General features: G+C 73.4%; 20 protein-coding genes. 7 read left to right on the top strand and 13 right to left on the bottom strand.

The annotated features are described in order from the left end of the window. Nucleotides 1-72: 72 nt before the first annotated feature. The 11 genes from NL142_RS01535 to NL142_RS01585 form a co-directional block, all read right to left on the bottom strand. Nucleotides 73-678, bottom strand: coding sequence for a hypothetical protein (locus NL142_RS01535; protein ID WP_204576505.1), 606 nt, complete (start codon nucleotides 676-678; stop codon nucleotides 73-75). Continuing rightward, a complete protein-coding gene (locus NL142_RS01540; protein WP_435080689.1) occupies nucleotides 675-1,253 on the bottom strand; it encodes a hypothetical protein in 579 nt (192 codons plus the stop codon). Before NL142_RS01540 ends, NL142_RS01535 begins: the two co-directional genes overlap by 4 nt. Then, nucleotides 1,250-1,624, bottom strand: a complete 375-nt coding sequence (locus NL142_RS01545; RefSeq protein ID WP_194683672.1) for a hypothetical protein — start codon at nucleotides 1,622-1,624, stop codon at nucleotides 1,250-1,252. The genes NL142_RS01540 and NL142_RS01545 overlap by 4 nt, the downstream gene beginning before the upstream one ends. Next, nucleotides 1,621-1,809 (bottom strand): DUF2273 domain-containing protein, encoded by a 189-nt coding sequence (locus tag NL142_RS01550; protein ID WP_015489105.1) that lies wholly within the window; start codon nucleotides 1,807-1,809, stop codon nucleotides 1,621-1,623. The genes NL142_RS01545 and NL142_RS01550 overlap by 4 nt, the downstream gene beginning before the upstream one ends. Continuing rightward, nucleotides 1,806-2,243: an Asp23/Gls24 family envelope stress response protein gene (locus NL142_RS01555; protein WP_011931563.1), complete on the bottom strand. Its 438-nt coding sequence runs from the start codon at nucleotides 2,241-2,243 to the stop codon at nucleotides 1,806-1,808. Before NL142_RS01555 ends, NL142_RS01550 begins: the two co-directional genes overlap by 4 nt. A 208-nt stretch (nucleotides 2,244-2,451) precedes the next feature. Continuing rightward, entirely contained in the window at nucleotides 2,452-3,645 is a 1,194-nt protein-coding gene (locus NL142_RS01560; protein WP_435080690.1) for a helix-turn-helix transcriptional regulator, read from the bottom strand. 161 nt (nucleotides 3,646-3,806) lie between these two features. After that, nucleotides 3,807-4,748: a ferritin-like domain-containing protein gene (locus NL142_RS01565; RefSeq protein ID WP_194683670.1), complete on the bottom strand. Its 942-nt coding sequence runs from the start codon at nucleotides 4,746-4,748 to the stop codon at nucleotides 3,807-3,809. A gap of 226 nt (nucleotides 4,749-4,974) precedes the next feature. Continuing rightward, nucleotides 4,975-5,517 carry a hypothetical protein gene (locus NL142_RS01570; RefSeq protein WP_194683669.1) on the bottom strand — a complete coding sequence of 181 codons (543 nt, stop codon included), beginning with the start codon at nucleotides 5,515-5,517 and terminating at the stop codon, nucleotides 4,975-4,977. A gap of 220 nt (nucleotides 5,518-5,737) precedes the next feature. Continuing rightward, nucleotides 5,738-8,935: an alpha-mannosidase gene (locus NL142_RS01575; RefSeq protein ID WP_435080691.1), complete on the bottom strand. Its 3,198-nt coding sequence runs from the start codon at nucleotides 8,933-8,935 to the stop codon at nucleotides 5,738-5,740. A 67-nt stretch (nucleotides 8,936-9,002) separates the two neighbouring features. Continuing rightward, nucleotides 9,003-10,346: a 6-phospho-beta-glucosidase gene (locus NL142_RS01580; RefSeq protein ID WP_435080692.1), complete on the bottom strand. Its 1,344-nt coding sequence runs from the start codon at nucleotides 10,344-10,346 to the stop codon at nucleotides 9,003-9,005. Beyond that, complete coding sequence (locus NL142_RS01585; protein WP_435080693.1) at nucleotides 10,343-11,089, bottom strand: DeoR/GlpR family DNA-binding transcription regulator; 747 nt, start codon at nucleotides 11,087-11,089, stop codon at nucleotides 10,343-10,345. Before NL142_RS01585 ends, NL142_RS01580 begins: the two co-directional genes overlap by 4 nt. A 206-nt stretch (nucleotides 11,090-11,295) precedes the next feature. Here NL142_RS01585 and NL142_RS01590 point away from each other — a divergent pair, with 206 nt between their 5' ends. The 6 genes from NL142_RS01590 (at nucleotide 11,296) to NL142_RS01615 (ending at nucleotide 19,440) form a co-directional block, all read left to right on the top strand. Then, nucleotides 11,296-12,318, top strand: a complete 1,023-nt coding sequence (locus NL142_RS01590; RefSeq protein ID WP_435080694.1) for a carbohydrate kinase family protein — start codon at nucleotides 11,296-11,298, stop codon at nucleotides 12,316-12,318. 76 nt (nucleotides 12,319-12,394) lie between these two features. After that, nucleotides 12,395-13,681: an ABC transporter substrate-binding protein gene (locus NL142_RS01595; RefSeq protein WP_435080695.1), complete on the top strand. Its 1,287-nt coding sequence runs from the start codon at nucleotides 12,395-12,397 to the stop codon at nucleotides 13,679-13,681. After that, nucleotides 13,678-14,676 carry a carbohydrate ABC transporter permease gene (locus tag NL142_RS01600; RefSeq protein WP_043585711.1) on the top strand — a complete coding sequence of 333 codons (999 nt, stop codon included), beginning with the start codon at nucleotides 13,678-13,680 and terminating at the stop codon, nucleotides 14,674-14,676. Before NL142_RS01595 ends, NL142_RS01600 begins: the two co-directional genes overlap by 4 nt. Continuing rightward, nucleotides 14,673-15,596, top strand: coding sequence for a carbohydrate ABC transporter permease (locus tag NL142_RS01605; protein WP_043585709.1), 924 nt, complete (start codon nucleotides 14,673-14,675; stop codon nucleotides 15,594-15,596). The genes NL142_RS01600 and NL142_RS01605 overlap by 4 nt, the downstream gene beginning before the upstream one ends. Beyond that, the gene (locus NL142_RS01610) at nucleotides 15,593-16,357 is read left to right on the top strand and encodes a glucosamine-6-phosphate deaminase (protein WP_435080696.1); all 765 of its coding nucleotides are present in this window, start codon (nucleotides 15,593-15,595) and stop codon (nucleotides 16,355-16,357) included. The genes NL142_RS01605 and NL142_RS01610 overlap by 4 nt, the downstream gene beginning before the upstream one ends. Before the next feature lie 92 nt (nucleotides 16,358-16,449). After that, entirely contained in the window at nucleotides 16,450-19,440 is a 2,991-nt protein-coding gene (locus NL142_RS01615; protein WP_435080697.1) for a glycoside hydrolase family 2 TIM barrel-domain containing protein, read from the top strand. 67 nt (nucleotides 19,441-19,507) lie between these two features. Here NL142_RS01615 and NL142_RS01620 read toward each other — a convergent pair whose 3' ends face one another. Further along, nucleotides 19,508-20,023: a thioesterase family protein gene (locus tag NL142_RS01620; protein ID WP_435080698.1), complete on the bottom strand. Its 516-nt coding sequence runs from the start codon at nucleotides 20,021-20,023 to the stop codon at nucleotides 19,508-19,510. Nucleotides 20,024-20,278: 255 nt separating this feature from the next. Between NL142_RS01620 and NL142_RS01625 the strand changes: the two genes are divergently transcribed. Beyond that, nucleotides 20,279-20,851: an NADPH-dependent FMN reductase gene (locus NL142_RS01625; RefSeq protein ID WP_435080699.1), complete on the top strand. Its 573-nt coding sequence runs from the start codon at nucleotides 20,279-20,281 to the stop codon at nucleotides 20,849-20,851. A gap of 61 nt (nucleotides 20,852-20,912) precedes the next feature. Here the strand turns inward: NL142_RS01625 and NL142_RS01630 are convergent, their stop codons facing one another. Beyond that, on the bottom strand, nucleotides 20,913-23,234 hold the full coding sequence (locus NL142_RS01630; RefSeq protein ID WP_435080700.1) for a beta-L-arabinofuranosidase domain-containing protein: 2,322 nt from the start codon (nucleotides 23,232-23,234) through the stop codon (nucleotides 20,913-20,915). Nucleotides 23,235-23,260: the final 26 nt, after the last annotated feature.

Below are 23,260 nucleotides of genomic sequence, written 5' to 3' on the forward strand. Positions count from 1 at the left end.
GTGCATGGGGTGGCATGCGACCGCCCCGGTGCGGATCGCGGAGGATCCGTGCCGGGGCGGCCGCGGGATGGATCAGGCCAGGCGGGTCTCGCTCGACATGCTCGAGCGGAGGCCGCCGGTGATCTGGATGACGACCGGCACCTCGGTGCCGAGCACCGCGTCGAGCCGGGTCACGGCCTCGTCGACCGTGCGGCGGACCGCTACGGGCGAGACGCCGCGGCGGGCGACCGCGGTGACCCGCAGCGTGGTGGCGTGCGCCACCTCGAACGCGGTGACGTCGACGGAGACGATCGCGGAGTCGTCGCGCAGCGCGTCCCCGAGCAGCTGCTCGGCGACCTTCGCGTCGATGACGACGGATCCGCCGGTGGGGGTGGACGCATCGCGCCCGCCCTCGAGCCGGACGAGCGTCCCGGTGCGGCCGTGCCCCTGGCGGAGCGCGAACCACGCGAGGACCACGATGAGGACGAGCGCCACGAGGGCGACGACCCAGAGGATCCACGGCTGCCCGCCGGAGAGCGCGTCGGCCACGGGCTGCTTCGCGTCGGACGCTGCGCCGGAGACCGTCGACTGCACGTCGGGCAGCAGGCTGCCCGCGCCGAGAGCGACGCCCGCGGCGATCAGGACGAGCCCGACCACGATGACGAGGAGGCGGTTGAGCGCCCTGTTCGTGCTGGTCATGAGCCCACCTTCCCGTCCTTCGCGAGCGTCACCTTGGCGGTGAGCTTCGGCGTGTAGTCGTACCCGTCGAGCTCGGCGCGGACGGCCTGCTCGATGGTGGCCTTGTCCGGCGTGTATCCCGACGAGGGCGTGAGCCGGACGAGCACCTGGCGCTTCGAGACGGAGACGTCGACCTGGTCGGGCGACACCTCGCCCGCGTAGCTCGCGGTGAGGGCGACCGAGCGGGCGATGACGCGGTCGTCGACGACGGCCGCCGTGCGTCCCACGCTGCCGCCGCGGCGTCCGCGGCTGCCGGGCTTGATCCCCACGATGACGAGGATCAGCCCGACGATCGCGACGACGACGCCGATCGCGACGAGCGCGCCGGCCGGGGCCGATGCGGCGTCGAGGGTCGCCGACGCGAGGTCGGCGGGCGCGAGCAGCAGCGGCGCGGTGCCGATGGCCGCGAGGACCGACTCGGTGCCGAGCCAGGCGAGCACGAGGATCAGCAGCACGGCGAGCGTGACGGCGATCCCGGCGCGCGACGAGTGCGTCTCCCGCCGCACGAGGCGGCGGTAGGTGCTGTCGGTGCTCATGAGACCCTCCTGCGTTCCTGGATGCGCGCGCCCGTGATCCGGAGGTCGACGCGGCCCACGGTGGATCCCGTGAGGCCGAGCACGCGCTCGCGGACCTGGGTCTGCGCCGCGGTGAGGCGCTCCACCAGCGACCCCTCGCGGACCGGGCGGTCCGAGAGCGCGGGGACGCGGATGGGGGTGCGCGCCTCGACGGTGAGCTTGCCGCCGGCGTCCGTCAGCGTGACGCTGACGTCCGACGCGGGCACCTCGAGGGCGTCCGCGGTGACGGCGGAGACCACGCGGCGCACGGCGCGCGACGTGATCGTGGTGCGGCCGCGGGTCGCCTGCGTCGCGGTGCCGGGCGTCCCGGGGGCCGCGATCGCGGAGCTCACGACGACCGGCGCCCGCGGAGGGCGTCGGCGAGGCCGCGGACGTCCAGCTTGCCCTCGAGGACGCGGCCGACGCCGAAGCCGACGGCCATGAAGATCAGGACGAGGAGGAAGCCGCCGAAGCCGAAGGCGAGCCCGGAGAGCGCGAGGACCGCGCCGACGAGGAGGCCCGTGACGGTGGGGGTCACTGGACGCGCTTCTCGGCCGCGTCGTCGTCGGACGACTTGTCGGACGGGAGGTTCACGTCGGTGATCGTGACGTTGACCTCGGTGACCTCCATGCCGACGACCTGGTCGATGGCGTCGGTGATGGCGGAGCGCACGTCGTCGGCGACCTGCTGCAGGTCGACCGGGTACTCGGCGATGAGCGTGACGTCGACGGCGACCTGGGTCTCGCCGACCTCGACGGAGATGCCCTGGCCGCGGTCCTGCTGGCCGATGACGTTGCGGATCGCGCCGACGGCACGGGCCGCGCCGTTGCCGAGGTCGTGCACGCCGGCCACCTGGCGGGCCGCGATGCCGGCGACCTTCTCGATGACGCCGTCGGCGATGGTGTTCTTGCCGCCGGTGGTCCCGGTGCCGGTGACGCCGGTGGACGCGGACGTAGGGGTGATGCTCGACATGGTGTCTCTCTCTCTCGTGGTGGTCGGACGGTGATGGTGGTGCTGCTGCGTGGCGCGGATCCGAGGGTGCCTCGTGATCCCGCCTCGTCATTCAGACGCATGGACCGGGCGGTTCGGCACGCGGTTCAGGCGACTCCCAGGGAGGGTGATCACCGCTTCGTCTGCCGGACACCTGGCGGGGCGTGGGCGGACACCGCCCGGGCACCCGTCAGCCGCGGAGCGTCGCGCTCGGCAGCTCGCCGAAGCGCTCCGAGTAGGAGGCGGCGAACCGGCCGAGGTGGCCGAAGCCCCACTGCTCGGCGACCGCCCGCACGGTCGTCGTGCTGGGCGACGCGTCGCGCAGCTCGGCGTGCACGCGGTCGAGCCGGATCCCGCGGAGCAGCGCGCTCGGGGTCGTGTCCTCGTGGCGCCGCACGGCGAGCTGGAGCACGCGCGTGCTGATCCCCGCGGCCCGGGCCGCGTCCGCCGGCGTGATCGGCCGGTCGGCGTGGTGGTGCAGGTACTCGATGGCGGCGCGGACGGCGCTCATGCGCGGCGCCCGCATCTCGGCGCTGAACGGCACGTCGTGCCACGGGAACAGCTGGAGCGTGGAGCGCGCGACGAGGAGGCCGGCCTGCATCCGCAGCAGCGGGCTCGACGTGGCGTCCTGCAGAACGGGGCTCGCCTCGCCGACCGCGCGGCGCCAGGCGGAGGTCTGCTCGGGCGACGGCGGACGGGTGTGGTCGAAGACGAGGGGGCGCGAGCGGCCCTCGTGCTGCTCCGCGGCGGTCTCCTCGAGGAAGGTCGCGTCGATGTGCACGAGGTTCTGCACGCTGGGCGTGCAGCGGAAGGTGGACGACCGGCCGGAGGGCAGGAGGAAGGGACGGGATCCGCTTGAGCGCACCTCGTGCGAGCCCACGTCGACCGCGCCCGACCCCTCGCGCCACCAGGCGACGACGTAGTCGGGCAGCACGGGCAGTCGCCCCCAGTGCTCGGCCGGGAACACCGACGAGCGGAGCGTCACGTTCTCGTCGCCGACGAACGAGTACCGGTACGAGAAGTCGCCCGGTCCCTTCGCGGCGCGGAACTCCGTGCCGGGGAAGAGGGCGCCGTAGCGCGCGACGGCCTCGTCGATGTCCGTGCCGGCCATGTGGCCGCGGCGGAGCGCGGGCGCGGGGGCCTCGGCGGCCCAGTCGGCGAGGTCGGCGGTCCGCTCGTCGGAGCGCGCGCCGCCCTCGTGGGGCGCGATGGTGTCGACGGTCGCCTGGCCGTCCTGCGGGCGCACCTGGCGTCCGGGACGTCCCGGCGTGGCGTGCTCGGCGTCGTCGCCGGCCCCCTCGTCGTCCGACGAGGGCAGCGCGCGCAGCGCGTGCAGGGGGGACGCGGGGCGGTGGCGCCCGTCGGGCGCGGTGGCGGTGCTCATGGATCCTCCGTCCTGCGCGACCGGGATCCGATCGCGTGTCATGGAGTGGACGTTCCCGGCGGCGCGTTCGTCACGCTTCTCGGGGTGGTCCCGCGTCCACCGGTCGGACCGGACGCGACCGGTCGGGACGCGCTGATGGCGTCCCGACCGGCGCGCTGCCGCTAGTTCGCGGCGCTGGTGGTGATGCTGCCGTTGATGCCGGCCGGGTAGAACCCGCCGCGGTTCACGGCCTTGCTGTTCAGGTACACGATGTTGAGCACCTGGCCGGTCGTGCGGCTGAAGGCGATGCTGTTCGCGTCCGTGGGCACGAGGTTCGCGCCGCCCGAGACCGTGATGCCCTGGTCGAGGTCGGTGCGCCCGTCGAGCGAGTCGCGCGCGTTCGAGATGGCGTTGGCGGGTGCCGCCAGGCCGCGGGCGAACAGCTGCGAGCGGATGATGCCCGCGTGGTAGGCCTCGACCGCGAGGATGCCGGCGGCGGCCTCGAGGTAGGTCTTGTTCGTGATGAGCGGCGCGGCGCCCTTGTACGCGGTCACTCCGACGTCCTCGAAGATGAAGGAGGCCAGCAGGAAGTTCTCCTGGTTGGCGAACGCGTCGAAGGTCTGGGTGCCGCTGATGAGGCCGGCGGCGCGGGCCGCGGCCGTGAACGCGGCGTCCAGGTTGATCGCGGGACGCGCGACCCGCGCGGAGCCGAGGGCGGCGCGCAGGAACTTGACGTGCGCCTTCTCGTCCTGCGCGATCTCGTACGCGTACTGGCGGATCGCGTAGTCCTGGAACTGGACCGCGCGGCCGCCGGTCACGGCGCCCAGGGTGCCGACGCCCGTGGTGTCGTTCGGGACGAGGCCGTTGCCGGTCACGGCGCGGAGGTAGAACTCGGCCTCGAGGTACTCGAGGTTGAGCGCGAAGTTGAGGACGGCGGCGTCCGTCACCGCTCCCGCGTCGGCCTCGGCCTGGGCGTCGGCCGCCTGGGCTCCGGTCGCGGGGATGAGGGCCGCGGCGCCGACGCCGAGACCCGCGACGCCCGCGGCGCTGAAGAAACGACGACGATCCAGGGGCGACTGCGCGCTCCGGTCGATGGCCTGGCTGATGAACTTCCTGTCGAACATGGCACGCTCCGAGGAGGTCGGCGGTGCGCATGGCTCGTCCATGGGCATCCGTGTGGCTCACGATCCGCCCGAATCTTCTCGTGCGCAATGCCTTAGCCCCCGCATCCTGCTGGGATCCGATCCCGGGCTACCGGTATGCGGGGCCAGGCCCCGCGTCCGGGGGTGGCGCCCCGGCAGCACGACGGCGGGGCGCCCGTGGGCACCCCGCCGTCGTCCGGTGTCGCGACTAGCTGCGGAAGCGGTCGACCCAGCCGGCGATCGGGCGCTGCTGCTCGCCCTGCTGAGCGGCGAGGATCACGAGCACCGCCGTGAGCGCGGGGATCGCCCACTGCAGCGCCTTCTGCTGCTTCTGCGCGCTGGCCAGCTCATCCGAGGTGCCGGCGCCGGGCTCGGTCGTGCCCGCGGCGCCCTCGTCGGCGTGCTTCGCCATGCGCGCGCCGACGAGCGCGGAGTACAGAGTCACGCCGGCTGCGCCGAGCGTCAGCACGGTCTTGACCTTCGTGTTGGTGCGGGCCTCGCCCTGGAACTTCAGGCGGTCCTTGTTGGCGGCGATGAGGCCGAGCCCGCCGATGGCGTGCGCGCCGAGGGCGGCGAGCTGCACGGGCGCCCAGCGGGCCCAGCCGATGGACGCCAGGCGCACGCGCTCCTGCGGCTGCTTCGCCTTCGCGGCCGCGCCGTTGAGGCCGACGGCGCCCATGAGGGATCCGCCGAACCAGGCCGCGAGGCCGAGGTCGTGCATGCTCCTGATGACGGTGTTGCGTTCTGACATGGTGCTTCTCCGAGTCGTGTCGAGGTCGGCTCCTGGCCGTCCGATGTCCTGTCCGTCGGACGCTACGCCGGGGATCGCGCAGTGTGTCCGCGGACGGCGGATGCCCAGCCGGAGGGGGCGCGATGCTTCGCCAGGAGGACCTCGAGCCGCCCCTGACGACGACGAGGGCGCGACCCGGCACCTGCCGGATCGCGCCCTCGTCGCGTGAGCGGATCGCGCGTCAGGCCCGGTGGATCCGCACCGTGATCACCTGGAATGCCCGCAGCACGAGCCGCACGCCGCGGCCGTCGGCCTCGGGCTCGAACGCGATCGACCGCGGGAAGCCCTCGCCGAGCGGGCGCTCGAGCACGTCGACCTCGGTGAAGCGGTCGGCGGCGAGGTGCGCCTCGAGCCGGGTGGCGGCGCGCGCGCCCGTGGACTCGTAGAGCCGCACGATCACGTCGCCCGAGCCGTCGTCCGCGAGCTTGAGCGCCTCGATCCGGACCGTGCCGCCGTGCACCGAGACGAGGCCCGCGGCGGTCGGCAGCGAGGACGGGACGACCTCGGCGGATGCGGGCGCGGACGCGGGAGCGGATCCGACGGCGGCGGGTGCCACCTCGGTCGCGTCGCCGGGCCGCACGACGCGCACGGGCAGGTTCTGCTCGAGCCCCGCGTCCACCGCGCCCTCGATGCCGACGCCCGGCACGAGCGCGTACTCGAACCGGTGGTGGCCGATGTCCTGCACGGGGTCGGGGGAGCGCGCCGCCCGGACCAGGCTGATCCGCAGCTCCGTCTCGACCTCGCCCGTCGCGCCCACCGAGCGCGTGATGTCGTGCCCGTAGCTGCCCGCGTTGGTGAGCGCGACGCCGTAGCCGGGCTCCTCCACGTGCACGAAGCGGTGCGCCATGACCTCGAAGCGCGCCTCGTCCCACGACGTGTTCGTGTGCGTGGGGCGGCGGACGTGCCCGAACTGGATCTCCGCGCTGTGGTGCTGCGCGTGGATCGTGAGCGGGAAGGTCACCTTGAGGAGCTTCTCGTCCTCGAGCCAGTCGAGGTCGGCCGTGGCGTGGATCCGCGCGTCGTCGGCGTGCAGCGACACCCGCTGCACGACGCGCGACCGCCCGAACTGGCGGACCACCTCGACGGTCGCGCGGAGCGGCGACTCCTCGACGAGCTCGACCGACGCCGCCTCGACGAGGTCGGTGCGGCTCGCGCGGTAGTGCGCGTCGACGTCCCAGGCGTCCCACGCGGTGGGGATGTCCTCGTGCAGCTGGAGCAGGTTCGCGGTGCGGCCTTCGGGCACGAGCTCGCGGTCGGCGTGCCGCAGGTCGACGATCGAGGTGATGAGGCCGCGCGCGTCGAGCGTGACGCGCAGCAGGCCGTTGTCGAGGACGGTGCCGCCGTCGGCGCGCGTGGCGACGACCGGCGCGACGGGCTCCACCGCGACGAGCGGCGCGATCCCGCTGCCCGGCACCGCGACGAGCGCGAGCGCGGATCCGTCTGCCGCCTCCACGAGCGCGGTGCGCGCGTGGCCGGTCGAGTTCACCGCGAACGCGCCGGATCCGTCGCCCTCGCCGTCCGCGACCGCCTGCGCCGTCACGCGCGCGATGGCGTCGGCCACGAGCGCGTCGAGCTCGGCGAGGCTGCGGGCGTAGTCCTCCTCGTTCTCCCGGTGCACCCACGTGATCGACGAGCCGGGGAGGATGTCGTGGAACTGCTGCAGCAGCGTCTGCTTCCAGAGCCGGTCGAGCGCCTCGTACGGGTAGTCGGCGCCCGTGCGGACGGTCGCGATGGTCCACCACAGCTCGGCCTCGCGGAGGCGGTGCTCGGCCTGGCGGTTGCCGCGCTTCTCGCGGGCGTGCGAGGTGAACGTGCCGCGGTGCAGCTCGAGGTACAGCTCGCCGACCCAGACGGGCGCGTCCGGGTACTCGGCCTCGGCCTTGCGGAAGAACTCGTCCGGGTGCTCGACGATGACCTTCGGCGACCCCTCGAGGTCGGCCGTGCGGCGCTGGCGCTCCATCATGTCGCGCGTGGGCCCGCCGCCGCCGTCGCCGTAGCCGAAGGGCGCGAGCGACATCGTGGCGCGGCCCTTCTCCCGGAACTGCCGCACGGCGTGGTGTGTCTCCTCTGCCTCGAGCGTGGAGTTGTAGGTGTCGATGGGCGGGAAGTGCGTGAAGATCCGCGACCCGTCGATGCCCTCCCAGAAGAAGGTGTGGTGCGGGAACGTGTTGGTCTGGTTCCAGGAGAGCTTCTGCGTGAGGAACCAGTCGAGCCCGGCGAGCTTCGCGATCTGCGGGAACGACGCCGTGTAGCCGAACGAGTCGGGCAGCCACACGCCGTGGGTCTCGACGCCGAGCTCCTCCTGGAAGAAGCGCACGCCGTGGGTGAGCTGGCGGATCATCGCCTCGCCGCCCGGCAGGTTGCCGTCGGGCTCGATCCACATGGATCCGACCGGGTACCAGGTGCCGTCCGCGATGGCCTGCTTGATGCCCTCGAACACCGTCGGGTAGTTCTCCTTCACCCAGACGTACTGCTGCGCCTGCGAGCACGCGAAGCGGAAGTCGGGGTACTGCTCGGCGAGCCGCAGCACGTTGGAGAAGGTGCGCGCGGTCTTGCGCTTGGTCTCGCGGATGGGCCAGAGCCACGCGCTGTCGATGTGGGCGTGGCCGACGCCGCTCAGCGTGTGCGCGCTCGGCACGGCGGGGCGCGAGAGCACGTCGGCGAGCTCGGCGCGGGCGGCCGCGGCGGTGCCGACGATGTCGTCCATCGCGAGCACGTCGAGCGCGCGCTCGATCGCGCGCAGCACCTCGTGGCGGCGCGGCTCGGTCTCGGGCAGCTCCATCAGCAGCTGGTACAGCACCTCGACGTCGAAGCGCAGCGCCCACACCTCGGGCTCGAACACCGCGAGCTCGGCCTGGCGGAAGCGGTAGATGGGCTCGGCGGGCGCGGTGGCCTTGTCGCCGTACGGGGTCGGCACGAACTCGTTGACGAGGATGTCCGGGTTGCCGGCCGCCTCCACGAGGAAGCGCACCTGCTCGCCGCCCGCGGCCTCGTCGGCGAGGCGCACGTAGGTGTTGCGCGGGTGGATCCCCTTGACCGGCACGCCGTCCATGGTGTGCACGAGGCACTCGGCCTGGTTGCCCGGCCAGTCGCCGATGAAGCCGGGGTCGATGAGCAGCTCGACCGTGCGACCGGCCCACTCGGCGGGGACCTCGCCGGTCACCTCGAACCACCACGTCGACCACGCGCGGCCCCACGGCTCGCCGAGCGCGAAGGGCGCGTACTCCTGCCGCATCGCCTCGGCGACGGGCACGGGCTCGTCGGGCGCCATCCAGGCGCGGAGGGTCACGGGCGTCTTCGCCGAGTAGACGGCGGGCGTGATCCGCTCGTCGAGCGCGCGGAGGATCCGCTCCTGGACGAGCTTCTGGTTCTGGTGCATGGGGTGTCCTTCGGGAGGTCGGGATGCAGGCAGTCGGGCGGTCGCGCCGGGCCGGGAGGGCCGCGCGTCAGCGGAGGTAGGAGAGCGCCGGGAACGCGTGCATCGCGTCCTCCAGCAGGGAGCGCGCGACCGTGACGGAGTCGACGAGCGGGTGGTGCGCGAGCGCGCGGACGGCCGCGGCGCGGGATCCGCCGACGCCGGCCTCGATGGTCTGCCGCTCCACGTACTTCGCGTTCGTGACGAGGCCCACGCCGAAGTCGGGCAGCTCGGTGCCGGCGACCGGATGCGCGCCCGAGGCGTCGACGACGCACGGCACCTCGACCACGGCGTCCGCGTCGAGCGCCGCGAGCGTGCCGCGGTTGCGCACGTTGAGGATCAGCCGGGCGCTCTGGTCGTAGGCGATGCCGCGCATGAGCGCGATCGCGACGTCCTCGTAGCCGCCCGAGACGAGGTCGTCCTCGTCGCGGTCGCCCATGCCGGCCGACTGCCGGTTCGTGGCCATGTAGGTGGTCTCGCGGTCGAGCCGCGTGCGCTCCCACAGCGCGAGCGCGGACACGTCGTGCCGGTGCTCGAGCTGCTCGTAGAACCGGCCCTGCTGCTCCACGAGGAACGCGCCGCGGGTCTGCGCGGCGAGCTGGTCGGCGTGCCGCACCTCCCGCTTGAAGTAGTAGTAGTGCAGGTACTCGTTGGGCACGGCGCCGAGCTCGGTGACCCACTCGGCGCCGAAGAGCCGGCCCTCCTCGAACGTGCCGATGAGGTCGGGGCGGGCCATGAGATCCGGCAGCACGTCGCGGCCGTCGACGCGGAGGCCGCGCAGCCAGCCGAGGTGGTTGAGGCCCGCGTAGTCGATGACCACGTCGTCGCCCTGCACGCCGAGCGCCCCGAGCACGCGGCGGGCGAGGCCGATGGGCGAGTCGCAGATCCCGATGACGCGGTCGCCGAGCACGCGCGACATGGCCTCGGTGACGACGCCCGCCGGGTTCGTGAAGTTGATGACCCAGGCGTCGGGGGCCTGCACGCGGATCCGCTCGGCCAGGTCCATGACGACCGGCAGCGTCCGCAGCGCGTAGGAGATGCCGCCGTATCCGACGGTCTCCTGCCCGATGACGCCGTGCGCCATGCCGAGCCGCTCGTCGCACGAGCGCCCGGCCATGCCGCCCACGCGGATCGCCGAGAACACGAACGCGGCGCCCGCGAGCGCCTCGTCGAGGTCGGTGTGCAGCGTGATCACGGGGGCGTCCGCGTAGGCCGCCGCCTGCTCGGCGAGCACGCGCGCGACGGCCGTCAGGCGCACCTCGTCGGTGTCGTAGAGGGCCACGTGGTCGACGCGACCGGCCTCGTGGTCGCGCAGCAGCGCCGAGTAGACGAGCGGGACGCGGAAGCCGCCCCCGCCCAGGATCGTGAGCCTCATGCGACGGTCACCGACACTCCCTTGTCCGCGAGGCCCTGCGACACCCGCTCGTGCGGGGCGGCCTCGGTGATCAGCTGCGTCAGCGACGCGGTGGGGGCGACACGGCCGGCGCCGGTGCCCGGGAACTTGGAGGAGTCGGCGAGCACCGTGACCCGGTCGCTCATCTCGGCCATCGCGCGCTTGATGGGCACCTGGGCCATCGTCGTGTCGCGCAGGTCGCCGTTGTCGGCGATGCCGCTCACGCCCACGAACGCGTGGTCGGCGTGCAGCATCCGCAGGCTCTCGGCGGTGAGCGGGCCGGACACCGAGCGGTAGACCGGATCCCAGTCGCCCGGCAGCAGGATGAGCCGCACCGACCGGTCGTCGCGCAGCACGTCGAACGCGGCGACGTTCGCGGTGATCACGGTGAGGGTCCGGCCGCGCAGCTGCTCGGCGAGGTGCAGCGTGGTGGTGCCGATGTCGAGCACGACCGACTGGCCGTCCTGGATCTGCGCCGCGGCGGTCCGCGCGATGCGCTCCTTGGCCTCGCGGTTGACCTGCTCCACCTCGGCGAAGGGCGCGTCGACCTCGACGAGCACGGCGCCGCCGTGGGTGCGTCGGAGCGCGCCCTGCTCGTCGAGGCGGGCCAGGTCGCGGCGGATGGTCGCGTCGCTCGTGCCGGCGGCCTCGGCGAGCTCGGCGACCGTGGCGCTGCGGGTGGCGCGCAACCGGTCGAGGATCACGAACTCTCGGGCGTCTCTCATGAAGTGAACATTAGCGCGCAGGATCAGTCAGAAACAATCTCGTAATGAACAAGGTCTTCCATCCATGTGCTCACATGGGCTAGAAACGTCACTACCGGTCGGCGGGCACCCGTCGACCTCGTCCCGCTGGCAGCGTCGCCGTCGGCGGACCCGCACCGCTCGCCGCCGAGGCAGCGTCGCGGCCCACCCGAAGGAATGAGGTCCTCGTGCCCGCAGCCACGCGTACCGAGCAGGCTCCCGCCGACCGGACCCCCGCCGGGCTGCTCGTCGTCGGACAGCTCTTCGCGGACGTCGTGTTCGGCGAGCTGCCGGGCGGACCGCGGCCGGGCCACGAGATCTGGACGTCGTCCTTCGGGCACGGCCCCGGCGGCATCGCGAACTTCGCGGTCGCCGGCGCGCGCCTCGGGGTGCCGACCGCCATCGCCGCGGCCGTGGGCACGGATCCCTTCTCCCTCCTCGTGCGCGCCGCGCTCGCCGCCGAGGGCGTGTCGCTCGACCACCTCGTGACCCTCGACGACTGGGCGCTGCCCGTCACCGCGTCGCTGAGCTACGACGACGACCGCGCGCTCGTCACGGGCGGCGTGCCCTGCCCGCTCGACTCCGACGAGCTGGTGCCCGGGGAGGTGCCGGCCGCCGCCGCGGCGCTCGTGCACCTGGATCCGCACCGCAGCTCCTGGATCGGGCGTGCCGCCGCCGCGGGCACCGACGTCTACGCTGACGTCGGCTGGGACCCGTCCGAGCGCTGGGACCCCGCCATCCTCGACCAGCTCGACGACTGCCACGCCTTCATCCCCAACGAGCTCGAGGCCGCCGCGTACACGGGCACCGGCTCGGCCGTGCAGGCCGCCCGGGCGCTCGCCGCCCGCGTGCCGCTCAGCGTCGTGACGTCCGGATCCCGCGGCGTCGTCGCCGTCGACGCGGCCCGCGGTGAAGAGGTCGTGCGGCCCCCGCTCGCCGTCCGCGCGATCGACGCGACCGGCGCGGGCGACGTGTTCGGCGCCGCGCTCGCCGCGTCGGCCCGGGCGCCGTGGACGCTGACCCAGCGCGTCGACTTCGCCTGCCTCGTCGCGGGGATCACGGTCACGCGCCCGGGCGGCGCGTCCGGTGCCCCGCGGCTCGACGAGCTCGTGCCCTGGCTGCGCGCGCATCCCGAGGCCGCCGAGCCCGGCCGCTACGACTACCTCGCCGACGCCCTCGACCATCCCGACGGCGCCCGCCTCCTCGCCTGACACGGGCCGCCGAGCGCGGCCCACCCCTCCGACACCCGCTCCCGACACCCTCATCCCCACCGAATCGAGAACCACCATGTCCCTCCCTCCCGTCCGCCGCTCCCGCGCCCGGCGCATCGTCGTCGGCGTCGCGACCCTCGCGCTCCTCGCGCCGGTCCTCGCCTCCTGCTCGTCCACGTCGGGGTCCTCGGCGGGCGGCCAGCTCGACCTGTGGATCTGGCCGGACGGCCTCAGCCAGACGGTGCTCGACAAGGTGCCGACGGAGGTGCCGGGCACCACGCTCAACGTCTCCACCATCGGCGGCGACTTCAAGCAGAAGCTCGTCACCACGTTCACGGGCCGCTCGGGCCTCCCGTCCGTCACGGGCGTCAAGGGCGAGGACATGCCGTACTTCCTCAGCGAGGACGGCCTCTTCGAGGACCTCGACCAGCTCGGCGCGAAGGACGTGACCGACCAGTACCCCGCGTGGAAGCTCAAGGAGGCGACAACGAAGGACGGCCAGCTCATCGGCCTCCCCATCGACATCGGCCCCACCGCGCTCTACTACCGCGCGGACGTGTTCAAGAAGGCCGGCCTGCCGAGCGAGCCGGCCGACGTCGCCGCGGCGACCGCCACGTGGGACGACTACTTCGCGTTCGGCAAGAAGCTCAAGGCGGCCACCGGCGGCGCGATCTTCGTGGACGCGTCCGACGTGTTCACCAAGTCGCTCGGCCAGGGCACCACCCGCTTCGTCGACGAGGACGGGAACTTCACGGGCGACAGCGACACCGTCAAGACCGCGTGGGACCGCGCGGTGCTCGCCTGGAAGGACGGCCTGACCGCGAACGTCACCGACGGCAGCCCGGACTGGGCGTCGGCCATCAGCAACGGATCCCTCCCCGCGCTCCTCGGCGCGTCCTGGTACCAGGCCGACCTCAAGAGCGCGACCGCGGACACCTCGGGCGACTGGCGCGTGGCGCCCATGCCCGGCGGCCCGGCCAACATCGGCGGCTCCTTCCTCTCCATCCCGTCCGGCACCAAGGACCCGCAGGCGGCCTTCGCCGTGATCAAGGACGTGCTGAGCGAGGACAACCAGGTCACCGCGTACGCCGACAAGGGGATCTTCCCGTCGGCCACCGCCGCTTACGACTCCCCGGAGCTGCAGAAGGGCGACGACTTCTTCGGCGGCCAGTCGACCGTCGGGATCTTCGCCGACGCCGCCGCCAAGATGCCCACCGCCTACACGAGCCCCTACGACAACCAGGTGCAGGCCGCGTTCGTCACCGAGCTGCAGAACGTGACCTCGCTCGGCAAGGACCCCGACCAGGCCTGGACCGACGCCGTCGCCGCCGGCGAGGCCGCCCTGAAGACCGCGAAGCAGTGATCCCCGTCGCCGTCCGCCCGGGAGGGCGTCCACCCGCGCCCTCCCGGGCGGGCGCGGGCACCCGCGGGCTCCGCCGCACGTGGCCGTACTACGTCGCCATCGCGCCGTTCTTCGTGCTGTTCGCGATCTTCGGCCTGTTCCCGGCGCTCTACTCGCTCGTGCTCTCGTTCCAGGACTGGAACGGGCTCGGCACGGCCAAGTGGGTGGGCCTGGCGAACTTCCAGGCCCTCGCGGCCGACGCCACGTTCTGGCTGTCGATCAAGAACACGCTCATCATCTTCGCGCTGTCGACGTTCCCGATGATGGCGATCGCCGTGGTCGTCGCGGCCATGCTCAACTCGGCGAAGCGGCTCAGCACCTTCTACAAGATCAGCTACTTCGTGCCGAACGTCACGAGCGTGGTGGCGATGGCGGTGCTCTTCGGATCCATCTTCGGCGACAGCTTCGGGCTCGTGAACGCGGGGCTCCGCGCGATCGGCCTCGACGGGGTGGCGTGGCTCTCGACGCCGTGGGCGATCCAGGTGACCATCGCGATCCTCATCACGTACCAGTGGACCGGCTACAACGCGATCATCTTCCTCGCGGGCATGCAGGCCATCGGCACCGAGGTCTACGAGGCCGCCAAGCTCGACGGCGCGGGCGCCATCCGCACCTTCTGGTCGGTGACGCTGCCGCTTCTGCGCCCCACGATCCTCTTCGTGCTCGTGGTCTCGACCATCACGGGCCTGCAGAGCTTCACCGAGGCGCAGGTGCTCACGGCCTCGTCCAGCACGACGAACCCGAACTCGGGCGGCGCGGGCCAGGCCGGCCTCACGACCGTCCTGTACTTCTACCAGCAGGCCTTCAACTACAACCGCTTCGGCTACGGCGCCGCCATCGCGTGGGGCGTCTTCCTGCTCGTGGTGATCTTCTCCATCATCAGCTTCCGGCTCGGGTCGGAGAAGAAGGAGAAGGTCGTGCGCGCGCCCGGCACGAGGAAGGGGCACCGCGCATGAGCGCCACCGTCCACGCCGCGGGATCCGCCGCGGCCCGGGTCGCCGACCAGGCATCCGGGCGTCCGCGCGCCGAGCGCACCGGCAGGCCAGCGGGTCGGCGCCAGCTGCCGCCCGGCCGGGTGATCCTGCACGGGATCCTGTTCGCCGGATCCATCGTCAGCCTCTTCCCGCTGTACTGGCTCGTCGTGATGGCGAGCAACACCACGAGCGACATCTACAAGTCGCCGCCGGTGCTCGTGCCGGGGCCGTACCTGTGGGACAACATCCAGGCCGTGTTCCGCACGATCGACTTCGGCGGATCGCTCATGAACACGGTGATCGTGGCCGTGTCCGTCACGGTGCTCGTGCTGTTCTTCGACTCGATCGCCGCGTTCACGTTCGCGAAGTACGAGTTCCCGGGCCGCCGTGCGCTGTTCGCGCTGCTGCTCGTGACGTTCATGCTCCCGGCGCAGCTGTCGGTGATCCCGCAGTTCGTCACGATGATCAACCTCGGCTGGGTCGGCCAGCTGCAGGCGCTCATCGTGCCGGCGGCGGCGAACGCGTTCGGCATCTTCTGGCTGCGGCAGTTCATCATCTCGAGCGTGCCGGACGAGCTCATCGACGCGGCCCGCATCGACGGCGCCGGGTTCTTCCGGCAGTACCTCACGGTGTGCCTGCCGCTCATCCGGCCCGGCCTCGGGTTCCTCGGGATCTTCACGTTCATCGCGGCGTGGAACGACTACCTCTGGCCGCTCATCGTGCTGAACGACCCGGGCACGCTGACGCTGCAGGTGGCCATGAGCCAGTTGAACAGCGCGCACGGCAAGGACTACGGCATGGTCATGGCGGGCGCGCTGCTCGCGGTGATCCCGCTCATCGTCGTGTTCCTCATCGGCGCGAAGCAGTTCATCGGCGACATCGCGAAGGGCGCGCTGAAGTGACGGCGGCGTCGACGCGGCCGCCGCGGATCGTGGCCGCGGACGACCAGGCAGCCCTCGGCGACGCCGCGGCCGACGTGGTGCAGGCGTTCCTCGGCGAGGACCCCGCCGGCGTGCTGGGGGTCGCGACCGGATCCAGCCCCGAGCCGCTCTACGCCGAGCTCGCCCGGCGGCACCGGGAGCGCGGCCTCGTCACCGACGGCCTCTCGCTCGTGGCGCTCGACGAGTACGTGGGGCTCCCGGCCGGGCACCCGCAGACGTACCTCGCCTTCGTGCTCGCGCGCATCGCCGAGCCGCTCGGCGTGCCGAGCGCGCGCGTGATCGTGCCCGACGGCACGGCGGACGACCCGCGCGAGGCGGCGCTCGAGCACGAGCGGCGGATCCGGCGTCTCGGCGGCGCGGGCCTGCAGATCGTGGGCATCGGCGCCAACGGGCACCTGGGCTTCAACGAGCCGGGCTCGCCGTTCGACGGGGTCAGCCGCGTGGTGCGCCTCGCGGAGGGCACGCGACGCGACAACGCGCGTTACTTCGGCGGGGATCCCCGCCGCGTGCCGACGCACGCCGTCACGCAGGGCATCGCGACGATCATGACGGCCGGGCGGATCCTGCTGGTCGCCTCGGGCGCGCGGAAGGCCGACGCGCTCGCGGCGGCGCTCGTCGGGCCGGTCACGGAGGACGTGCCCGCCTCGATCCTGCAGCGACACCCGCGCGTGACCGTCGTCGCCGACCGAGCCGCGCTCGCGGGGCTCGTGGCGCTCGCCTGACCCGCACCGCACCGCACCGCAACGCACCGCACCGGCCGATCCGCACCCGCCGCCCCTCGCGCCTCGGCGCACCGACCTGCACGGGAGACCGCATGTCCCACCTCGACGACGTCGCCCCCGGATCCGCCTCGAGGCTCGAGCCGCGCGCCCGGTTCGCGACCGACGCGCCCGTCCACTCCCTCGACGGCGACTGGCGGTTCCGCCTGCTGCCTGAGGCGCCGATCGACGCCGCCGGCCGCGCACCCGAGGTCGCGGATCCGGCGCTCGACGACGCCGCGCTCGACGCGGCCGGCTGGACCACGCTGCCCGTCCCGTCGCACTGGGTGCTGCACGGCCACGGATCGCCCGCGTACACGAACCTGCAGTACCCGTTCCCCATAGACCCGCCGCACGTGCCCGACGCGAACCCGACCGGCGAGCACCGGCGCGCGTTCGAGCTGCCGGAGTCGTTCGCGGACGCCGAGCGCGTGCTGCTGCGCACCGACGGGATCGAGGGGCTCGCCACCTTCTGGGTCAACGGCGTCGAGGCGGGCTGGACCACCGGCAGCCGCCTCGCGACCGAGATCGACGTGACGGAGCTGCTCGTGCCGGGCGAGAACGTGCTCGGGATCCGCGTGCACCAGTGGTCCGCCGCCTCCTACCTGGAGGACCAGGACCAGTGGTGGCTGCCCGGCGTCTTCCGCCCGGTCGAGCTGCTCGCGCGGCCCGCCGGCGCGCTCGACGACGTGCGCGTGCGGGCCGACCGCGACCCGGCCGACGGATCCGGCCGCCTCGACGTGCAGGTGGACGGCGCGTTCCCCGTGGTGGTGCGCGTGCCCGAGCTGGGGATCCACGCGACCTGGGAGACCGCGGCCGACGTCGCGCCCGTCGCGATCCCCGCGGTCGACGCCTGGAGCGCCGAGCGGCCGCGCCTCTACGAGGCGACCGTGTCGTCTCCCGGGGAGACGGCGAACCTGCGGATCGGCTTCCGCACGGTGCGCATCGACGGCGACGCGCTCCTCGTCGACGGCCGCCGCCTCACCTTCCGCGGCGTCAACCGGCACGAGTCGCACCCCGAGCGCGGGCGCGTGTTCGACGAGGCCGAGGCGCGCGCCGACCTCGAGCTGATGAAGCGGAACGGCGTGAACGCGATCCGCACCTCCCACTACCCGCCGCACCCGCGCCTCCTCGACATCGCCGACGAGCTCGGCTTCTGGGTCGTGCTCGAGTGCGACCTCGAGACGCACGGCTTCTGGGACGTCGAGTGGCGGGACAACCCCTCCGACGACCCGCGCTGGCGCGACGCCTACCTCGACCGCATCGCGCGCACGGTGGGCCGCGACCGCAACCACCCGTCGATCGTGATGTGGTCGCTCGGCAACGAGTCCGGCACCGGGCGCAACATCGCGGCCATGTCGGCGTGGGTGCGGCGCGCGGATCCCGCCCGGCCCGTCCACTACGAGGGCGACCTGACGGGCGAGCACACCGACGTGTACTCGCGCATGTACCCGACGCTGGAGGAGATCGACTCGGTGTGCGGCACGCCCGTCGCGAGCATCCACGAGACCACGGGCGCGACGGGCGCGAAGCAGCGCGCGAAGCCGTTCATCCTGTGCGAGTACGGGCACGCGATGGGCAACGGGCCCGGATCCCTCGCCGACTACGAGGACGCGATCGACCGCTGGCCGCGCCTGCACGGCGGCTTCGTGTGGGAGTGGCGCGACCACGGCCTGCTCGCGCGCACCGCCGACGGCAGGCCCTTCCACGCGTACGGCGGCGACTTCGGCGAGCCCGTGCACGACGGCCCCTTCGTGATGGACGGCCTGCTGCTCTCCGACGGCACGCCCACGCCGGGCCTCGCGGAGCTCGCGGCGGTCATCGCGCCCGTGCGCGTGCGGGTCGCCGCCGACGGATCCGGCGTGCGGGTCGAGAACCGGCGGCACAGCGCATCCACCGACGACGTCGACCTGGTCTGGATCCTCGCCCACGACGGCAGGCCCGTCGCCCGCGGGATCCTCGAGCACGCGCCCCTCGCGGCAGGCGACGCGGCGACGATCCCGCTGCCCGTGGAGGCGCGCGCCGCCGGCCACGCGGAGGAGGCGCACGTGACCGTGCAGGTGGTCACCCGCCGGGACGCGCCCTGGGCCGAGGCGGGGCACGTCGTGTCGTCGCACCAGGCGCTCGTGCGCGACCGGCCCGCGCCCCGGCCGCGACCCGCCGGGCGCTGGCGCGGCGACTCCCTCGGCGTCGGCACCTTCGACGCGCGCGGCGACCTCGTCGCGTGGAACGGGGTGCCCGTGCGCGGCCCGCGGCTGGAGCTGTGGCGCGCTCCCACCGAGAACGACCGCGGGGCCGGCCAGGGATCCTACGAGCTGGCCGAGCCCGAGCTCACCCGCGGCCGCGGCGCCGAGGAGACCCCGCCGTCGGCCGACCGCTGGCGCGAGCGCGGCCTGCACCGGCTGACCCACCGTCTCCTCGGCACGAGCCGCACCGACGGCGGCCTCGAGACGCGGATGCGCGTGCAGGCCGCGCACTCGGGCGCGGGCGTCGACGTCGCGTTTCGCTGGACCGCGACCGACCGCGGCCTCCTGCTCGCCACCGAGGTCGTGCCCTTCGGCGCGTGGGACTGCACGTGGCCCCGGGTCGGCGTCCGCATCGACCTGCCGGCCGCGCTCGCCGAGCACCCGGTCGCCTGGCACGGCACGGGGCCGGGGGAGTCGTACGCCGACAGCCGCACGGCCGCGCGCGTCGGCCGCTTCGCGTCGAGCGTGGACGGCCTGGCGGTCGCCTACGCCCGCCCGCAGGAGACGGGCCACCGGCCGGAGCTGCGCTCGCTCGTGGTCGGCGACGGATGCACGACCCCACTCACCGTGACGACCGTGCCCGACGGATCCGGACACCGCGCGGGCTTCCAGCTCTCGCGCTGGACGCCGCAGCAGATGACCGACGTCGGCCACCCGCACGAGCTGCCCGCCTCGGACGGCCTGCACCTCTTCCTCGACGACGCCCAGCACGGCCTCGGATCCCGCGCGTGCGGCCCCGACGTCCTCCCGCGCCATGCGCTCTGGCCGTCGCTGCGCACGTGGGAGGTGCTGCTGGGGTAGCACCGCGGGCGTACGCGTCCGGGGACGCCGACGGATGCGGCATCCTCGTCGAGGGCTGCGTGCCGCGTCAGATCGTGCGCGTGGAGCTCGTCCAGTCGGCGACCCAGTCCGGCATCCGCGTGTCGTCGGGGGCCGGGCCGACGAGCTCGTCCAGCTCCGCCGCCGACACCGTCCCGCCGTCCTCCTGCAGGAAGCGGTTGCGGACCACGGCGCGCGCGGCGACCTGATCCCCGACGAGGAAGGTCTGCTCCACGTACGACCACCTGTCGTGCGTGCCGAGGACCCGGCTCTCGACGACGAACCGCTGCCCGAGGGTGAGGGAGCGGCGGTAGGTGATGGTCTGCCCCGCGACGACCGGGTACCAGCCGCGCGCGCGGACCCGGGACCACAGGCCGGAGCGCACGAGGAGGTCCAGGCGGGCGACGTCCATGATCGTGAGGTACCGCCCGTTGTTCATGTGGCCGAACAGGTCGAGGTCGTTGGGGAGCACGCGGAAGGCCGTCCGCGCGGTGTCCCAGATGCCCAGGCGTCCCCGGCGGCGGGCGGTGAGGCGCATGAGCAGCAGGCGCAGATAGAGGTTCACGGTTCTCCGATCGCGGGGAGGGCCGCCGCCGCCCTCCGTCGGGGCGGGTCCGGGCGCTGGGCGCGACGCTACGGATCCGGTCGGCCGAGCGCGTCGGCGGTCCACATGGCGTGGGAGGCGTCCCGCTCCGGGTGCGCTCGTGCGCGGTCGCGGCGTCGATGGATCCGTTCCGCGACGACTCCGGGATCCGCCCACCCGCCGGCGCTAGGCTCCATGCGCGCGCATGGAACTGATCCGTGCGAGAAGGAGCACCCCATGAGCACCACCTACCGCGTCGGCTACCTCGTCGGCAGCCTGTCGTCCACCTCCATCAACCGGGCCCTGTCGCTCGCGCTGGAGCGCCTCGGCGCCCAGGCCGACCTCGAGCTCACCGAGATCCCCATCGCGCCGCTGCCCTTCTACAGCGCGGACATGGACGGCGACTACCCCGAGGTCGCGAACGCGTTCAAGGCGCAGATCGCCGACGTCGACGCCGTCATGATCGTCACGCCCGAGTACAACCGCTCGGTGCCCGGCGTGCTGAAGAACGCGCTCGACTTCGCGAGCCGCCCCTACGGCGAGAACGCGTTCCAGGGCAAGCCCAGCGCGGTCATCGGCACGTCCATCGGCGCGGTCGGCACGGCCGTCGCGCAACAGCACCTGCGCAGCATCCTGTCGTTCCTCGCGTCGCCCGAGCTCTCGCAGCCCGAGGCGTACATCCAGACCACCGAGGGCCTCATCTCGCCCGAGGGCGCGATCTCGAACGCCGGCACGGAGGAGTTCCTCGTCGGCTGGCTGCAGGCGTTCCACGCGCACATCGAGAAGAACCTGGCGTCCGTCTCCGCGTAGTCGGCGACGCGCGACGCGAGGGGCCCGGGCAGGATCGTCCGGGCCCCTCGTCATGGGGCGGTCAGCGTCGCAGCTGGATCCCGAGCACGTCCCGCGTGCGACCGCCCGGCACCGCGTGCACCGACACCGTGACCGCCCCGGCGGGGGACCCGGCGCGCATCCGGTCGGTGATCCGCACGTCGAGCGCGTCGTCGTCGGCCTCGCCACCGAGCTCGCGCGGGACCGCGTCCGCCTCGACGTCGCCGACGCGGACCGACTGACCGCCGCCGACGTCGTCACCCCGTCGCAGTCGTACGCGCACCGCGGTCGCCGTGCCGTCCGGGTCGCGCAGCTCGTAGGAGAACCAGCCGGTCGCGCTCCGCCAGTGCACGCCTTCGGCGCCTCCGGCCCGCGTGCCCTCGCCCCGGAAGCCGTGATCCACCTCGGGCTGCTGCTCACCCGCGACCACCTCGTCGACCACGTCCGTGTCGGTGCCCGCGGCGTCCATCGTGCGCAGCTCGGCGGCGCGCGTCGCGGGATCCGCGCCCGTCGGCCAGACCAGCGTGTACCGCTCGTCGTGGATCCCCGCGAACGGCTCGAGCGGGACGGTGACCGGCCCACCATCCCGCCAGGCGTCGAGCCGGAACGCGAGCGACGCGCGGTCGACGAGGGTGACGGCGTCGGCGGGATCTTCGGCGGTGATGACGGGCGTCCGCTCGAGCGGCACCTTCGGCGCGGGCGACACATGGCCCATGCGCGAGTCCTCCGCGAGCGATCCCGCGATCCCGGCGACGCCGTCGCGCGAGGCCAGCGCCACGGGCCCGTAACGGAACGAGGTCCACGCGGACCCGTCGGGCAGCCGCTCGGCCCGCACCTCCATCCCGAGATGCACGGTCACGACCGTCTCGCCCGACCACGTGCGGCGGATGCGCGCGGAGCCGGCGCCGGGGACGGGCGAGACCACCTGGGCGGACCCGTCCACGCGCACCTCCATCGACGTCGCCCACCCCGGCCGCCGCAGCCTCAGCTCCAGGTCGGCGGGCGCGTCCGCGGAGAGGGTCACGGTCACCTCGCCGGTGCGCACCACGTCGCCCTCGATGCGCGCCCGGATCCCGCGCGCGTCCCAGTCCAGCTCGGCCGGCACGTACAGGTCGACCAGCAGCGCGTCGTCGCCCGCGTGCGCGAACACCTGCTCGCCGTAGCGCGCGTGGTTCTCCATGCCGGTGCCCACGCAGCACCACATCGACTCCTCCGCCACCGAGTAGACGCGGTGGTGCGCCGGCCGGAGTGACGTGAAGTAGACGAGCCCGCCGTGCTCGGGATGCTGCGTGGAGAGGACGTGGCCGAGCGTCGTGCGCTCGACCTGGTCGAGGATCGCCGGATCCCCCGTGCGCTCGAACCGCAGCCGCGCGAGCTCGAGCATGTTGTAGCTGTTGCAGGTCTCCGGCCCCTGCTCGTCGAGCACCATGGGCGCGAAGTCGCGCGACGGGTGGAAGTGCTCGCGCACGCTGTTGCCGCCGATCACGACGCTGCGGCGGTGCACGACCGAGTCCCAGAAGGCGTCCGATGCGGCCAGGAGACGCGGGTCGCCGGTCATCCGGCCGAGGCGCTCGAGGCCGATGACCTTCGGGATCTGCGTGTTCGCGTGCAGCCCGTCGAGCTCGTCCTGGCCGGCGGCGAGCGGATCCACGAGGGCGCGCTGCGCGAACCGCCGCGCCTCGGCGAGCAGGTCGTCGCGGCCGGTGATCCCCGCGAGCGTCGCGAACGCGTCGCACATGCCGCCGTGCTCGGTCGCGAGCATCCCCTCGAACGCGTCGCCGTCGAGGTGCGACGAGACGCCCAGCCACCAGTCGGCCAGCCCGGCGGCCATGCGGAGGGCTCGCGCGGATCCCGTGTGCTCGTGCGCGTGCAGCAACCCGCGGAGCGTCTTGTGCAGGTTGTAGAGGGGCACCCATCTGCCCTCGAGGTCGAAGGTGTCCGCCTCGATGCGGCCCTGCGCGATGGCGCGGCCGAACGCGCGCCCGTCGGGCACGCCGCCGAGCCACCCGTCGCCCGCCGCCTCCTGGCAGCGCTCGAGCACGTCGAGCATGTGCTCGAGCCGCGGCAGGAGACGCGGGTCGCCGGTGGCGGCGTGCAGCTGCGCGAGAGCCGACAGGAAGTGGCCGCCGATGTGCCCGTCGAGGCCGATCGCCTCCCAGCTGCCGTAGCTCGGCGCGGTGGAGTCGAGGTCCGCCTCCCGGAGGTAGGGCGCGAGCAGCCGGTCGGGATCGAGGCGCAGCACGTACTCGACGTCGGTGACCTGCGCGTGCCGGAGCGGTCCGTCGCAGAGGCGCACGGCGGAGAGCGGGAAGCCCTGGACGGCGCCGATCACGGCGGGACGTGCGGCGGAGGGGTTTGCGGTCATCGGGATCCTCGGCTCTCGGGGTGCGG

The sequence above is a fragment of the Clavibacter quasicaliforniensis genome, from assembly GCF_051201715.1.
Lineage (GTDB): Bacteria > Actinomycetota > Actinomycetes > Actinomycetales > Microbacteriaceae > Clavibacter > Clavibacter seminis.

Excerpts from the sequence above, each read along its gene's own strand:
- NL142_RS01625 (WP_435080699.1), top strand. The coding sequence starts at position 20,279 with ATGAGCACCACCTACCGCGTCGGCTACCTCGTCGGCAGCCTGTCGTCC.
- NL142_RS01560 (WP_435080690.1), bottom strand. The coding sequence starts at position 3,645 with ATGAGCACCGCCACCGCGCCCGACGGGCGCCACCGCCCCGCGTCCCCC.
- NL142_RS01540 (WP_435080689.1), bottom strand. The coding sequence starts at position 1,253 with ATGAGCACCGACAGCACCTACCGCCGCCTCGTGCGGCGGGAGACGCAC.
- NL142_RS01630 (WP_435080700.1), bottom strand. The coding sequence starts at position 23,234 with ATGACCGCAAACCCCTCCGCCGCACGTCCCGCCGTGATCGGCGCCGTC.
- NL142_RS01595 (WP_435080695.1), top strand. The coding sequence starts at position 12,395 with ATGTCCCTCCCTCCCGTCCGCCGCTCCCGCGCCCGGCGCATCGTCGTC.
- NL142_RS01555 (WP_011931563.1), bottom strand. The coding sequence starts at position 2,243 with ATGTCGAGCATCACCCCTACGTCCGCGTCCACCGGCGTCACCGGCACC.
- NL142_RS01575 (WP_435080691.1), bottom strand. The coding sequence starts at position 8,935 with ATGCACCAGAACCAGAAGCTCGTCCAGGAGCGGATCCTCCGCGCGCTC.
- NL142_RS01615 (WP_435080697.1), top strand. The coding sequence starts at position 16,450 with ATGTCCCACCTCGACGACGTCGCCCCCGGATCCGCCTCGAGGCTCGAG.
- NL142_RS01565 (WP_194683670.1), bottom strand. The coding sequence starts at position 4,748 with ATGTTCGACAGGAAGTTCATCAGCCAGGCCATCGACCGGAGCGCGCAG.
- NL142_RS01580 (WP_435080692.1), bottom strand. The coding sequence starts at position 10,346 with ATGAGGCTCACGATCCTGGGCGGGGGCGGCTTCCGCGTCCCGCTCGTC.
- NL142_RS01535 (WP_204576505.1), bottom strand. The coding sequence starts at position 678 with ATGACCAGCACGAACAGGGCGCTCAACCGCCTCCTCGTCATCGTGGTC.
- NL142_RS01570 (WP_194683669.1), bottom strand. The coding sequence starts at position 5,517 with ATGTCAGAACGCAACACCGTCATCAGGAGCATGCACGACCTCGGCCTC.
- NL142_RS01585 (WP_435080693.1), bottom strand. The coding sequence starts at position 11,089 with ATGAGAGACGCCCGAGAGTTCGTGATCCTCGACCGGTTGCGCGCCACC.
- NL142_RS01605 (WP_043585709.1), top strand. The coding sequence starts at position 14,673 with ATGAGCGCCACCGTCCACGCCGCGGGATCCGCCGCGGCCCGGGTCGCC.